Annotated in this window: 15 protein-coding genes; 14 read left to right on the top strand and 1 reads right to left on the bottom strand. The window is 48.7% G+C overall.

The window, feature by feature from the left end; genetic code table 11:
- Positions 1 to 207: 207 nt before the first annotated feature.
- From CD05_RS20710 to csrA, 8 genes are all read left to right on the top strand, one after another.
- Complete coding sequence (locus tag CD05_RS20710) at positions 208 to 480, top strand: hypothetical protein (protein WP_156947487.1); 273 nt, start codon at positions 208 to 210, stop codon at positions 478 to 480.
- Between the two features lie 424 nt (positions 481 to 904).
- Entirely contained in the window at positions 905 to 1,207 is a 303-nt protein-coding gene (locus CD05_RS0113350) for a flagellar biosynthesis anti-sigma factor FlgM (RefSeq protein ID WP_028510907.1), read from the top strand.
- A gap of 21 nt (positions 1,208 to 1,228) precedes the next feature.
- On the top strand, positions 1,229 to 1,687 hold the full coding sequence (flgN, locus tag CD05_RS0113345) for a flagellar export chaperone FlgN (RefSeq protein ID WP_028510906.1): 459 nt from the start codon (positions 1,229 to 1,231) through the stop codon (positions 1,685 to 1,687).
- 88 nt (positions 1,688 to 1,775) lie between these two features.
- Positions 1,776 to 3,293, top strand: coding sequence for a flagellar hook-associated protein FlgK (gene flgK / locus CD05_RS0113340; RefSeq protein WP_084262193.1), 1,518 nt, complete (start codon positions 1,776 to 1,778; stop codon positions 3,291 to 3,293).
- Positions 3,294 to 3,312: 19 nt separating this feature from the next.
- Positions 3,313 to 4,362 carry a hypothetical protein gene (locus tag CD05_RS0113335; protein ID WP_028510904.1) on the top strand — a complete coding sequence of 350 codons (1,050 nt, stop codon included), beginning with the start codon at positions 3,313 to 3,315 and terminating at the stop codon, positions 4,360 to 4,362.
- A 198-nt stretch (positions 4,363 to 4,560) separates the two neighbouring features.
- On the top strand, positions 4,561 to 5,127 hold the full coding sequence (locus CD05_RS0113330; RefSeq protein WP_028510903.1) for a hypothetical protein: 567 nt from the start codon (positions 4,561 to 4,563) through the stop codon (positions 5,125 to 5,127).
- A gap of 124 nt (positions 5,128 to 5,251) precedes the next feature.
- On the top strand, positions 5,252 to 5,671 hold the full coding sequence (gene fliW, locus CD05_RS0113325) for a flagellar assembly protein FliW (protein ID WP_028510902.1): 420 nt from the start codon (positions 5,252 to 5,254) through the stop codon (positions 5,669 to 5,671).
- 6 nt (positions 5,672 to 5,677) lie between these two features.
- A complete protein-coding gene (gene csrA, locus CD05_RS0113320; RefSeq protein ID WP_028510901.1) occupies positions 5,678 to 5,902 on the top strand; it encodes a carbon storage regulator CsrA in 225 nt (74 codons plus the stop codon).
- A 283-nt stretch (positions 5,903 to 6,185) separates the two neighbouring features.
- Here csrA and CD05_RS0113315 read toward each other — a convergent pair whose 3' ends face one another.
- Complete coding sequence (locus CD05_RS0113315; RefSeq protein ID WP_028510900.1) at positions 6,186 to 6,803, bottom strand: hypothetical protein; 618 nt, start codon at positions 6,801 to 6,803, stop codon at positions 6,186 to 6,188.
- Positions 6,804 to 7,075: 272 nt separating this feature from the next.
- On the opposite strand from CD05_RS0113315, the gene CD05_RS0113310 reads away from it, so the two are divergent.
- The 6 genes from CD05_RS0113310 to CD05_RS0113285 all read left to right on the top strand — a co-directional run bounded on the left by CD05_RS0113310 (position 7,076) and on the right by CD05_RS0113285 (position 13,984).
- Entirely contained in the window at positions 7,076 to 7,564 is a 489-nt protein-coding gene (locus CD05_RS0113310; protein WP_028510899.1) for a hypothetical protein, read from the top strand.
- A gap of 667 nt (positions 7,565 to 8,231) precedes the next feature.
- Positions 8,232 to 10,406: a flagellar filament capping protein FliD gene (gene fliD, locus CD05_RS20005; RefSeq protein WP_028510898.1), complete on the top strand. Its 2,175-nt coding sequence runs from the start codon at positions 8,232 to 8,234 to the stop codon at positions 10,404 to 10,406.
- A gap of 27 nt (positions 10,407 to 10,433) precedes the next feature.
- The gene (gene fliS / locus CD05_RS18710; RefSeq protein ID WP_051589023.1) at positions 10,434 to 10,865 is read left to right on the top strand and encodes a flagellar export chaperone FliS; all 432 of its coding nucleotides are present in this window, start codon (positions 10,434 to 10,436) and stop codon (positions 10,863 to 10,865) included.
- A gap of 330 nt (positions 10,866 to 11,195) precedes the next feature.
- On the top strand, positions 11,196 to 12,728 hold the full coding sequence (locus CD05_RS0113295; protein ID WP_037323021.1) for an asparagine synthase-related protein: 1,533 nt from the start codon (positions 11,196 to 11,198) through the stop codon (positions 12,726 to 12,728).
- Positions 12,729 to 12,821: 93 nt separating this feature from the next.
- On the top strand, positions 12,822 to 13,124 hold the full coding sequence (locus tag CD05_RS0113290) for a helix-turn-helix domain-containing protein (protein ID WP_028509370.1): 303 nt from the start codon (positions 12,822 to 12,824) through the stop codon (positions 13,122 to 13,124).
- A 20-nt stretch (positions 13,125 to 13,144) separates the two neighbouring features.
- On the top strand, positions 13,145 to 13,984 hold the full coding sequence (locus CD05_RS0113285) for an IS3 family transposase (protein ID WP_028510669.1): 840 nt from the start codon (positions 13,145 to 13,147) through the stop codon (positions 13,982 to 13,984).
- Positions 13,985 to 14,393: the final 409 nt, after the last annotated feature.

Raw genomic sequence — 14,393 nt, 5'->3', positions numbered from 1 at the left:
GGGGGTGGCGTAGGCGAAGCCGAAGCAGGGGTGGCGCATGAGCTGTCTGCGACAGCTCGAAAGCCCCCCTAAACCGTAGCGTAGGGATAGGGAGAGCGTCCCCTTGAAAGCAAGCCCCTAAAAACCCACCGGTTTTTCCGGGATACTAAAACAAGCAAAGGTTAGCAATGCTAAGCAATGCTAAGTAGTGCTAAGCAATGCTAAGTAATGCTAGGCAATGCTAAGCAAACTATAGCAAAACTAGCTGTTAATGTAAATGTAAATGTATCTGACACTGTAAATGAAGACGAAGATGTATGCGGCCGCATACGACTGCATACCAAAAATGCCGATAATGTAAATGAATATGATAATGTAAATGAATATGACTATGACAATGAAGATGAAGATGAAGATGAAAATGAAGAAGACAATGACAGTCGTCCATGTCGTCTTCGTCGTCTTGTCGTCGAGTGTCGGGAGTATTTTTCTTTCAGATAGTCGTCGGGGGGGCATATCCGGCGGTTTAGCTTCAAGGGTAGTCTCTCGCTATGCTCACGCTACGGGTAGGGGGGCTTTCGAGCTGTCGCAGACAGCTCATGCGCCACCCCTGCGTCAGCGAAGCTGCCGCTTACCCCCTTCGGGTATGCACGCCCAACGGTTTAGCTGAAACCGTCCGACCGACAGGCCGAATGGCCATACGTCGGCGCCAGCCGACACCTCAACTGTTACCTGTTACCTGTTAACTGTTACCTGAATAAAAGCAGTACACATTTTTGTGCAAAACGCCGAAAATGGTTTTAAGGGGCGTGTTATAAGTTTAATATTTTCATTTATGACCGATATGTATTGTGAACGATAGCACCGTAATGCCCATTCAGGCCTTGCGGCGGATCTTGTGTTAATTAAAGATGGATGTGATGTTATGAATATCAGATTTGATGCAATGCGTAATTATAGCACTCAGGGGCTCAAGACCCCTCAGGCACCTGTAAGGCCTTCCGGTGATGTGAGGGCTCAGGGTGCGTCATTCAAAAACGATGTGGTGTCTATCAAGGCAGACGCATCAGACGTTGCAGCAGCAAAGGTGAGAAGCACTATCGCTGCCAATGTCAACTCCTTAAGCTCTGCTGACAGGATAAATGCACTTAAGGCAAGTATCGCTGACGGAAGCTATTTCGTGTCCTCCGAGGATATAGCAGGCAGCATACTCGAACGCCTTGCTTAAGGCTGTTAAGAGGTGATGGCTTTGACAGCGTTTGAGGAATACTATGGCTTTATGGAAAGATTTACAGCCTTTTATATCGAGGCGCAGAAGTGCGAGCTTGAAAAGTTCGATGCGCTCATGAGCTGCGAGCTCCCCCGTATACAGGAGGCTATGAACAACTACCAGTCTGTGATAAAGAAGGCTCAGGCGTATGAGGAAGAACGCATAGAGCTTTGTAAGAAGCTGGGCTTTGAAAATATGGCGTTCTCGGAAGTGCTCAGGCATTTTGACGATGATGAGAAGACTAAGCTCACCGAGCAGAAGAACAGACTCACCTCTATTGTCAAGAATATAAAGTATCTCAATAAGAGATCTATGGACTTTGTGAATGTTCAGCTCGGGGAGATAGAGCAGGCAGCGTCTATCTCGGCGATATATAATACCAAGGGGCTTGCAGACAGCCACCTTTCAAATTCCAACCTGCTCAATAAATCTATCTGAGCGGATCCGAGTGTAAAATTTTGTTTTTGGCGCATGATGCTTCGGGGTGTATTCCAAAGCACATGTGTGATAAGAAGGGATGATCTGAATGAGACCTACGTTTTTGGGCTTTGAAGCCAGCAAGACTGCGCTTTTTGCAAGCCAGAAAGCGCTCGATATAACAGGTAATAACCTTGCGAATATCAATTCGATAGGCTATACAAGACAGCGTGTCGATCAAGTCTCTGTCAATTATATGAATACCAGCACAGCAGCAGGCTACCTGCATAATCAGGTGGCTATAGCAGGCCAGGGCACAAGCGTTATAGGTATAGGGCAGACAAGAGATAAGCTGCTCGATACGGCTTTCCGTAACCAGAGCGCTGATGTCGGCGACTATTCTACACGTTCGGCTATCATGACGGATATCGAGGACGCTTTGCAGGAATTCGATACGGGCGTTGACGGCAACGGCTACGGCCTGAGAAACGCTGTGTCCGAGCTCTTTGAAGCTCTGGAGGATTTCTCGACAGACGCCGGCAGCCCGACATTTGCGGCTGTTACAAGCGATGCGTTTGAGAACGTTGTGAGAAGTATCCGTGAGACTACCGAGGCTCTTGATAACCTGTCTGATAAGTATAAGGACAGCCTTAAGACTGACGTTGACGATGTCAACCAGTATTTCAAGGAGATAGCTGACTATAACAGAAGAATAAAAGACGCCCTCGTTTCAAATGACTATACCTCAGAGTATGGCCCCAACGAGCTGTTGGATGCAAGAAACAAGGTGCTCGATGAGCTCGCTGCCTACGGCGAGATAGGCGTTTCGTATAACAGCGACGGCACTATCAACGTGTCGCTCGGCTCGAAGACCGCTGTCAAGGGGCTTGAAGTCGATGACCTTATGTACAGCGAGAATACCGACGGCACAGTAAACGTGCTCTGGAAATCCTCTGCACAGCCTGCTGACACCGGCAAGGGCATACTCAGCGCCGAGCAGAAGATGTTAAACGGCCGTGGCGTGAATATGCAGAGCAATACCGAGAGCGCTGACAGAGGTATACTATATTATAAGGATAAGATAAATTCATTCGCAGTGCAGTTTGCGGCGATATGTAACAATACTATCCCCGACCAGGTGGATACCGACGGCACAGTGCTCAGCTATAAGAAGCTCGTCGGCTGTGAGATGCCAGACGGCGAGGTGTATCCCGATATGCACGTCGATGCAAACAATATCTGGATAACCGATGAGCTCTCAGAGAGCGCAAGATACCTGCTGAACGACAACGGCAAGAATATAGACAACACGGGGCTTCTGAACCTCACCGCAAAGCTCACCAACTCCAAGTTTGAGTTTGACGGCTATACGGGTACGTTTGAAAACTTCGTGGATGACTATGTGGTAACGCTCGGAAGCGACCTGAGCTATGTTAACGAGAACTATGAGGCGGCAGTGACCGTGGGCAACAATATCTCTGAGATGCGTGATTCCGTAACGGGCGTTTCGGAGACGGAGGAGACCGCCAATATGCTTATGTATAACCGTGCTTTCCAGGCTGCTTCGAGAATGATGACTGTTATGGACGACCTGCTTGATGTCATCATCAACCAGATGGCCGTCTGAGCCTAAGGGGTGATAATTTATGAGGATAACTTCAAGGCAGATGACGAATACCTATTTGTACAATGCCAATAATACTATGAGCAGATATGCCGAGCAGTTTGAAAAGCTCGAAACAGGCAAGGGCTTCAAAAGGCTCTCGCAGAACGTGGCACTCGGCAAAAAGGCTCTGAGAAACCGCACGGCTATCTACCGCAACGCCCAGTACAAGGCAAACGTAGAGGCCGCAAGAGAACAGATGACAGCTGCCGAGAACGCTCTCATGACGATAAACGAGCAGGTGCAGAACGTTTCCGCACTCGCAGAGAAGGCGTTAAACGGCCCAAATACCGACCCGACTTCAAGAGCTATCTTCGAGGAGAGCCTGGAGGAGACAAAGCGTGGCCTTGTTGATAATATGAACTCGCTCTATATGGATAAGTATATCCTCGGCGGTACAAACGGCGAGATGCCCTATATACCCAACGAAGACGGCGAGCTTGTATATAACGGCGTAAAGGCCAGCGAGATAACCAGGACTGACGGCAAGTATTATGACGCAAACGGCGAGCAGGTGGACCTTAGCGGCGATACCTATGTGGATATTGGCTTGGGGCTGCGGCTTACTCCCGACGGCGAGAGCTTTGATGAGAACTCGGTGCTTAAAATGAGCTTCCCCGGCCTTGAATGGACGGGCTACGGCAAGTCTGAGATGACCTACGAAGACGCAAGCGGCGTTGAGGTCACAGAGACAGTTTCAAATAATATGTACGATATACTCACAGAGATGCAGAAGGCTATCAAGGCTAACGACAACGAACGCTTAGGCGCTCTTAGAGACCACCTTGACGACCAGTTTGACAACCTTCTCGTGGGTATCGCAAACCTCGGAACACGCTCACAGTTTTTGGAGGTCAAGAGCGAGAAGCTCGAGGACGAGGCAACTGAGCTTGATATCGTAAGAGCCAACACCGAAGGCATAAACGATACCGAGGAGATAACCAAGATGCAGGAGTATAACTACTCCTGGCTGCTCACCCTTAAATTCGGCAGCCAGATACTCCCGCAGAGCTTGCTGGATTATATAAGATAGCAAGTCAATTATGTCAGCGCATGACCGAAGGGTCGAGACAGCGCTTAGCCCCTCGGTGCAGCCCCTGAGGACGAGAGATGCCTTGAAGGAAGGCTGCCGTTGCGGAGGAGTTTCAAAATCCGTCGGCGTAAGCCGACACCTCAACTGTTAACTGTTACCTGTTAACTGTTACCTGAATTAAAGAGGGAGGGAAAAGATATGTCACTGCTTAAGATCACAACAACGCCGATCGAATATGAGATAAAGATCGAGCGTGCCAAGCTGCGTGCCAAGGAGCAGGACGTAGCTGAGATAAAAAGAGCTCAGGCGGCGCAGATAAGAAAACAGCAGTCCGCCGAATATAAGAGCGACCCGTCGATAGTCAAGGAAGCACAGCAGGCTGCACGCTTTAACGAGAATTTCAAGAACCTTGCAAGAGCAAGAGTGAATTCCTCGGGTGTCAGGAGCACCACCTCTGCCGAGATAACCAGATTTTCAGGCCAGAGCATCACGAGCGATGACCAGCTTCAGGCTAACTCGAACAGCTTTGATAACGTGTTCACCTCGGTGCTGCACTTTGCAGACTATGACAGCTCGGACTTTGTGACCAAGTTCGACCTTTCGTCGCTTATGCAGAGCAGCGTAAAGAACGACTGGAACACCGAATGGAACAGCTCACGCCGGGAAATGGAGTTTGTGCCCGGCCGCTTCCAGATGGAGATAACCCAGTATCCCAAGGTCACGATAGAATATCTCGGCGATCAGGATATGACCGAGCAGCTTTAACACCGTTTAAAATGGCGCTTGCTTGTAAACCTTTGCTTATCTGTCATGCGCACGGCGGTGCTGCACTGGGGAGGAAATGAGTGCCCTTTATAAAAAAATTAACAAAGAAAGAAGGGTTTTTTGTATGCAGATAGAAACCAGAGATTTTGGCTTGGCGGAGATAGATGAAAAGGACGTTGTCACTTTTGTTAAGCCTATACTCGGCTTTGAGGAGTACACAAAGTTTGTGATGATAATGGATCAGGATATCCAGGGCTTTGCGTGGCTCCAGAGCACAGAGGAAAAGGAGCTTTGCTTCATAATCGCAAATGCAGCACTTATAGAAGGCTATAAGCCCTCGGTAGATCAGGAGACGCTCGATGCACTGGGCGGAGAATATACCGAGATGTGGCTCATGGCATCTATAAAGGAGGAGGTCGCCAAGACGACTGTCAACCTCAAGAGCCCGCTTCTTTTCAATATGAACAGCTTTACCGCAGTTCAGGCTGTAAGTGAAGATGATCTTCCTTTCCGCTTTGCAATTTTCGGCGGAAAGGAGAAGTGACAGGGAATGCTTATTCTTTCAAGAAAGAAAGGCGAGTCGCTCATCATCGGCGGTGATATCGAGATCACTGTCGTAGATGTTGCAGGCGATAAGGTAAGGCTCGGCATCAAGGCTCCCGGTGATGTTTCCGTATTAAGAGCAGAGCTCAAGCTGACCGCAGATGAAAACAAGGATTCAGCGGCCAAGGTGCTCACACCGGAGGCTCTTGCCGGTCTTCTCAATAAAAAATAGCGCCCGCAGGACGCAAGGCGTTTCGCTTTTATAATGACAAAAAAGCAGCAGGCGGAATCACTTCGCTTGCTGCTTTGTTTTAGTTATCAGTTATCAGTTAACAGTTAACAGTTGAGGTGTGCAGCAAAGCCACCTCGACCCTTTGGTTCGCCGCCTTCGGCGGCTCTGCCTGATATGGGGCTCGTCTGCTTACGCAGACAGCCAAGTTTCGCAAAGCGAAACTTGCAATAACCGCCGTCAGGCGCACCTCAACTGTTACCTGTTACCCGTTACCTGTTACCTGTCATCTGAGGCTCTTTGCCAGCCTGTCAATCGTGCAGGCACGGATAAAACGCATATAATCACTGTAACTGCGCTTTTCTATCTTGACTATCTTGTAAATGTACCGGGTCTTCTTGCTGCCTTTGCCAAAGAGCATTCCGTCGCCGGAATATTTGAGCCTTACGCTCGTTTCATCGTAAAACATCGGGTCGGCGATTATCAGCTCTATCGTGTTGTCACCACGCTCGGGATAAACGTCCCCCGTGAGTACCATCGTTTTGGCAGAGCAGGCGACTATCGTGCAGTCGGTGCGCTTTCTGCCTGAGAGAAAGCCTTTTGATATCTTCTCGGCGTAGACTTCAACAGGCACTTCGCATAAACGCTCGGCGTTCTTGAACAGCGCAAGCGTTATCGGCTGTACTCTCATAAAGCGCTTTGATGAGAGATATACCGAGCCTGTGACCTTTAAAAAGGGTATGCCGCCTATCTTTGTGACGACTGTTACCTCAGAACCGAAATGCAGTATCGGTACAAAGTCACTTCTGAATGCACATGAACGGTCGGAAAGGGATATGTCAGCTATGCCCTTGACAGTCACCTTGTCAAAATACAGAACTGCTTCAAGGTGAGAAAGATTCATAAAGCGCTCACTCCTTTTTAGTCTTATAAGGCAACATCGCACGACCATTGTGTGTCAGATGCGCCGTCCGAATTTTCGTCAGAATGCCCATTTTTGCCGCAGTTTTACTGGCGTAAAACAAGGTGAAATTGGGTATTATGACGGAAATTCGGCAAGCAGATGGCACACAAAGGCCAGAGCCGGTGGTCGTGCGGTGTTGCCTTAAATGTATTATAGCATAGTTTTTGAGTTTTTTCAAGTGTATTGGAAAGCGTATTGGAGAGAATGATAAAATGAACAAACTGTATGAAAAGAAAATAATCGAGCTGCTTGAAGTGATAAGGCAGAAGCTGCTTGTCTTCGAGCAGGAGACGATAGATATAATGAGCTGTGACGTTGACGATATCGAGGAGCACAGCCACAACAGGGTAAAGATAACCGCCGAGCTCGACAAGCTGTTCGGTCTTATCGAGCTGCTTTGCAGCGAAATGGACGAGGACGGCGACAGGGTAAGGCGCATAGTCAGGTCGAGCCGTGACCTGACCGAGATAGCTCCCGACGAGGAAGCGATATACTTCAAGATGCAGGAGATAGGCTCGCTGATAAACCGCATAAAGGACAGCGACGTACAGGCTATCGACCGCATAGGCCTTGAAAAGGAAGCGCTGCTCGGCAAGATAAAGGCCGAGAACACCGGTGCCGGAGCAAAGGCAGTGAAATTCATTGTCGGCACCAACGACGGCCACCAGCGCTACATGGGCTCAGGCGGAAAAATGGCGTAGAATACAGGTGACAGGTAACAGGTAACAGGTAACAGTTAAGGTGCGCCGAAGGCGGTAACGCTGCGCTCAGTGAATAGTGAATAATGAAGAATGAATAGTGAATAGTTGATGTGCGGCTGGCGCCGCTTATGCCCATTCGGGCAGAGCCGCCGAAGGCGGCGAACCGAAGGGTCGAGGGGCGACCGGAAAGCCCCTCGTGTACCCCCTGAGGACGAGAGAGTCGCCTTGAAGGCAAGCACTCCCACAAAACAGCGTAAGGCAACTGTTTGCTTATTACTACGCTACGGTGTAGGGGGGCTTTCGAGCTGTCGCAGACAGCTCATGCGCCACCCCTGCGTCAGCGAAGCTGCCGCACCCCCCTTCGGTATAGCCTGACACTTACGACAAGGACGAAGACGAAGACAGCCCCCTTCGGGTGCAATTATCTTATGGCTTAGCTGAAATCGTCCGACCAACCGGCCGAATGGCCATCCGTCGGCATAAGCCGACACCTCAATTATGCATTATGCATTCTTAATTCTGCATTGAAAAAGCGCCTGTAAAAATTTATTAAAAAATCTTATTCCGGCTATTTAATTTAAAAATGTGGTGCCGATATATATTACAAGGATAATAGCCTCTTGTCAGGGAGGATAAGAGTTTTAAAGTATTACGAAAGGGTGATAGTATGAAAGTTTCATCGGATAATAACAGTACTTCTTCTAATTATTCGTATTCAAGCTCGGGACTTTCAGGCCTTGCATCTGGCGTTGATACCGAAAGTATGGTCAAATCCATGCTCTCAGGCATACAGACCAAGATCGACCAGCAGAACCAGAAGAAGACGCAGCTTGAATGGAAGCAGGATGCGTACAGAGACGTTATCTCAAAGATAAATTCTTTCCAGAGCAAATACCTTGATATCTCATCAGGCACCAGCCTTCGCCTTACCTCTACTTATAGTAAGATGAATACTGAGAGCTCCAGCTCGGCTGTAAAGATCATCAGTGCATCGTCTGATGCGGCTGAGGAGATGAATATCCAGGTCGCTCAGGTGGCATCTGCTACAAAGCTCACGACCGGTAAGATAGGCCAGGGCTCTATTCAGATGAATGATATCGGCAGCAGCCTTGAATCGTATTTCTCGACACCTACACAGAATATCACATTCACTGTGGGCGATGTGAAGGTAGATGTTGACCTCGTTGATTCCGAAAAGGGCGAGGACGGCAACTACAGTGTCGATAATATGATAACCAAGATAAACGATGCTCTTGCAGCAAAAGGCCTCGGCGGCGTTACTCTTGAAAAGAGCGAAGAGGGCAAGATAACCGTCAAGGCTGATAGCACTGTCGAGGGCAATGTTGAGATAGGCGGCACGTCAAATGCGCTTTCAACGCTCGGCCTTAAGGCTATGACACTCAGCGAGAGCAACAGCTACTCCTATGAGTCAAAGACCGAGGCAGACGCTTCCAAGCTCTCGGCAACACCGCCGGAGAGCGCAACTATAACAGTTACTCTTGACGGCAAGAGCAAGGATATAACTATTACCAACGGCACGGCCAATGAGGTAAAGGCAAGCCTTGCATCAGGCCTTAAGAGCGCTTTCGGCAACAACGTCACCATTGACGGCGACACTATAAGTGCAAGAAACGGCCAGACGCTCAGCTTCTCGGGCGACAGCAAGGCGATAGGTATCGAGGCAGGCTCCTGCACGAGACTTACCACATCGACAAAGCTCGGCGCTTTGGGTATGGATGACTATTCCTTCTCGGTGAACGGCAAGGAATTCACCTTTGATAAGAACACCACGATCGCTGATGTCATCAAGCAGGTCAACTCGTCCGATGCAGGTGTCAAGATGAGCTACAACTCGCTTTCTGACAGCTTCACTCTTGAAAGCACACAGACAGGCGAGGGCTTCGACATAAACGTTGAGGGCGGCTTTGCACAGAAGTTCTTTGCAGGTGCGACACTCAGTGAGGGCAAGAACGCTATCGTCAATATCGACGGCGTGACTGTCGAGAGAATGTCAAACAATATCTCGGTAAACGGCATATCCTTCCAGGCAAAGGCTGTTACGGGCGATTACTTTGACGGCCGGGGCAACCTGCTCACAGCGCCTGACGGCAAGCTCCAGGCTGCAAACGGCACTGAGGACAAGGCGGCAACGCTCACGGCTTCAAAGAACACCGACGAGATAGTCAAGACGATAAAGAGCTTCGTGGATGATTATAACACCCTTATCGGAGACCTCAACAAGCTCACCCACGAGTCAAAGTCCTACAAGGACTACGCACCGCTTACCGACGATCAGAAGGACGAGATGAGCGAGAGCGAGATAAAGAAGTGGGAGGAGAAATCCAAGACAGGTCTTTTAAGCGGCGACAGCGATATAAATTCCTTCCTCACCAACATGAGAAAGGTGCTCTACTCAAAGGCTGACAACGGCTTCTCGCTTTCGATGTTCGGCATAGATTCTTCAAGCGACTGGAAGGACTACGGCAAGCTCGAAATAGACGAGGATAAGCTCAGAAAGGCGATAGAGGAGAACGGTGATGACGTTATATCCACCTTCACAAACGTTGCCACAAAGCTCAACACCGCCTGCAAGAACACGGCGAGCACGTCGCTGGCTTCACCCGGTACACTTGTTCAGATGGCAGGTGTCAAGGGCAAGGTAAGCGAGCAGACCAACAACATGAAGAAGCAGATGGACACGATAAACGAGTACATCAAGCGTCTTCAGGCAAAGTACGACTCCAACAAGGACAGATACTGGAAGCAGTTCAACTCGATGGAGACAGCACTTGCAAACATGAATTCTACAAGCACATATCTCGGTCAGATGATGGGCTTCTAAAAAACTATAAAAGGAAGTGTTTAGGCTATGGCTGAAAACCCATACAAGAAGTACCGTGAACAGTCAATAAACACAATGACGCAGGGTGAGATGCTCGTCCTGCTGTTCGAGACCTGTGTAAAGCGTCTTAATGAGGGCGTTATATACATCGAGGAGAAGGATTACGCCAAGGCAAACGAGAGCCTGCAAAAAGCAGAGCGGATAATCCGTTATCTTGACAGCACGCTTGATATGCAGTACGAGATAGCAATGGATTATGCAAGGCTTTATGATTACTTCATCTGGCGTATAACCACAGGCAACATTCACAAGGACGTGAGCCTCATCAAAGAGGTCATACCCATGATATCCGACCTCGGCAAGACCTTCAAGGAAGCCGAGAGGATAGCAAGGCAGCAGCAGCACGGCACTATCTCGCCTGCTTCACAGGCACAGGCAGACGCTGCGGCAGCCCCATAATAAAACACCTCTGTGTACTGACATCAGTACCACACACCGCCCCCGAGCATCTGCCGGGGGCGAGCTTTTTTTAGTTAACAGTTAACAGGTAACAGGTAACAGTTGTGGTGTATTGTCTTTAAGCCAAAGGCTTAAAGGACGCAAGTTTCGCTTCGCATAACTTGGCTTACGCCGACGAGATGCCCATTCGGGCGGTAACTCTTCACTATTCACTGAGCGCAGCGTTTCTCCTGTTACCTGACAAAGGTGCATTTTTATGTTGTTGACAGCATATACTTTTTTTGCTATAATAATAAAGGTACAAAATCACACCTGAACGGAGGATATTTTATGGCTATCATATTAAAGGAATACAGAGGTCATATCAGAAACTGGGCGGAGCTTTGTGAGGAGCTCGGCGTTTCTAAGGAACTCGCACCTAAGGACAGAGAAAAGGCTATTATAGTCGCAGCTTATGAGAAGTGGGGCAGGGATATCGCAGACCACCTCTACGGTATGTTCGCATTCGCTATCGAGGACGGCGATAAGCTCTTTGCTGTTCGTGACCACTTCGGCACTAAGCCCTTCTATTACTATGTGACTAAGGATAATAAGCTGCTCTACGGTACATTTATCAAGAGCATCTTGGAGGGTGAGGGCTTTGAGAAAAAGCTGAACCCTAAGTCGCTCCAGCTCTATATGACACTCACCTATGTGGCAGGCGAGGAGACCTTCTTCGAGGGCGTTAAAAAGCTCATGCCCGGCCACTATCTTGAATTTGTAAACGGAAAGCTTACAGTAACACGCTACTGGACACCTACCTTCAAGCCCGATGAGAGCAAGTCGCTTGAAGACTGGGCTGACGAGATACACAACACCCTTGCATCTATCATGCCGCAGGTAAAGCTCCCTGAGGAGACTGCCGAGAGCTTCCTTTCGGGCGGTGTTGATTCTTCCTATGTGCTTGCTATGAGCGACGCTCAGATGACCGACTCGTGCGGCTATGACGACGAGCGCTTTGACGAATCCCCCCTCGCAGCAAAGACAGCCGAGCTGCTTGGCCGTGGCTTCTCACGCTGCCGCATAACACCTGAGATGTACTTTGATGCAGTGCCTTACGTTATGAAGGGCATGGAGCAGCCTTTGGGCGATGCTTCGGCCATAGTTTTCGCTATAGGCTGCAAGGAGACAGCAAAGCACACAAAGCTCTGCTACTCGGGCGAGGGCTCTGATGAATTCTTCGGCGGCTACAATATGTACCGCAACGCCGAGCGCTACGGCGACAATCTAAAGACCTTCTATGTCGGCAACACCAACATCATGAAGGAAGACGAGAAGAAGGCACTGCTCAAAAACTATGTCGAGGGCGTGCTCCCGATAGACCTTGTCAAGAATATCTACGAGGAGACAGAGGGTCTTGACCCGCTTACCAAGATGAGCGATGTTGACATACAGATATGGCTCGAAGGCGACATTTACTTAAACGTTGACAAGATGAGCGAGGCCGCAGGCTTAGAGATAAGAATGCCCCTTACCGACAGGCGCATATTTGACATAGCCTCCCGTATGCCCTCACGCTTCAAGGTAAACGAGGAGCAGAACAAGGTCGCATTCAGAACAGCTGCCGCAAAGGTGCTCCCCGAGGAGATAGCATTCCGCAAGAAGCTGGGCTTTGTCGTTCCGATAAGATACTGGATGTCCGACGAGAAATACAATGCCCCGGTAAAGAATATGCTCTTTTCCGAGACAGCCGACAAGTTCTTCAATGCTGATGAAGTAAAGAAGATCTGGGACGAATACGTCGGCGGCAACTCCGACCTGTGGAGAAAGATCTGGACGATATACACATTCCTTGTATGGTACAATGAGTACTTTGCAGATTAAGAATGCATAATGCATAATTGTGTGAACCTGTATAATAAAACTACACATTTGAAGTTAATAATGATATAATATAAAAAAAGGAGTTGGCTTCAAATGAGCACACATGGAGAAAACAGTCGGGAATTCAAATTTAAGATCATGGAACTGCACTTCAAAGATAACATATCTGTGAAAGTGTTATCCGAAAAATTCGCAATACCGGAGCAAACGATCTACACATGGCGCAGAGAGTACAGAAAGTACGGCGAGGATGCATTTGTAGGCTGTGGGAAACAGCGTCCGCAGGATGCAGAACTTAGGCGATTGAAGAAAGAAAACGAAAAGCTCAGGATGCAGGTAGAGATCCTAAAAAAAGTTGCGGCATATCAGGCAGAGCAAGAGTCAAAGAAAAGATAGATGACTTGCGGGCGAGAGGATTGGATAAATATCCGATCAATCTGGTATGTCAGACTCTCGGGATAAGTACAAGATCATATTATGACCGAAAGGAAAACCCTCGCAGCAACAAAGAAAAAGAAGATCTGGAGCTTGTAGAGAAAATGCAGACGATCTTCGCTGAAAGCTATGAGGAGTATGGCAGAGTGCGTATGAAAAAAGCACTTGAAGAAGCCGGATACCCGATGAGTGAGGGGAAAGTCGGAAGGCTGATGCGTCAAGGAAATATGTACCCGAAAAAATGCAAAAAATATAGGGCAACGACCAACAGCAGGCACAAGTATCAAGTTGCAGAAAATCTTCTTGACCGCAATTTTAATGCTGATAAGCCAAACCGAAAGTGGTGCGGAGACAGCACTTACATATGGACAGACGAAGGCTGGCTGTACGCAGCAGGGATAATAGACCTATGTGCACGTGATTGTGTCGGATTAAGCTTTAGCAGCAAACACACGCAGGAACTGATGATCGATTCGCTTGATCAGGCATTCAAAAAATACAAGCCGGGCGAAGGACTGCTGTTCCATTCTGACCGAGGCGTGCAATATGCTTCCAATGCATACAAAAACAAGCTTCATAAGTACAAGATGATCCAAAGTATGTCTCGAAGCGGTGTGCCATATGACAATGCACCTATGGAAAGCTTCTGGGCAACGGTCAAAAATGCCTGTGTACATGGCTGTAGGTTCAAAACGAGGAAGGAAGCCGAGCTAAAAATATTTGAATACGTCTTTGGCTTTTACAACACACATCGTTATCACAGCTCAAACGGCTTAAAAACGCCATATGAGCTCAGAAATGAAAAGCTTTCTATTGGCTGATATCAATAGTTTTATTAACTTTATGTGTGCAGAAAACTTGACAGGTTCAAAGATATGCGCCTTACGGTGCATGGATATAAAACAGTTATTCTTCCCCTGAGGCTTTCCTCGGGGGAGGTTTTTTTCAGGTAACAGGTTACAGGTAACAGGTAACAGGTGAGGAGCGGCTGCGCCGCTTATGCCCATTCGGGCGTGCAGACCTGACGGTATTGTTAAAACCGCAGGACGTGCTTCCGAAGGGTCGAGGGGCGACCGGAAAGCCCCTCGTGTACCCCTTGGGAGCGAGAGAGCCGCCTTGAAGGAAAATCTCTCCTACAAAATAGCTTCAAGGGTAGGCTCTCACTGTTCTTACGCTACGGTAGGGGGGCTTTCCGGTCGCCCCCCTGCTCCGGCTTCGCCTTCGCCACCC

Source organism: Ruminococcus sp. NK3A76, from assembly GCF_000686125.1.
Classification (GTDB): Bacteria; Bacillota; Clostridia; order Oscillospirales; family Ruminococcaceae; genus NK3A76.
This window is presented reverse-complemented; position numbering and strand designations above follow the sequence as displayed.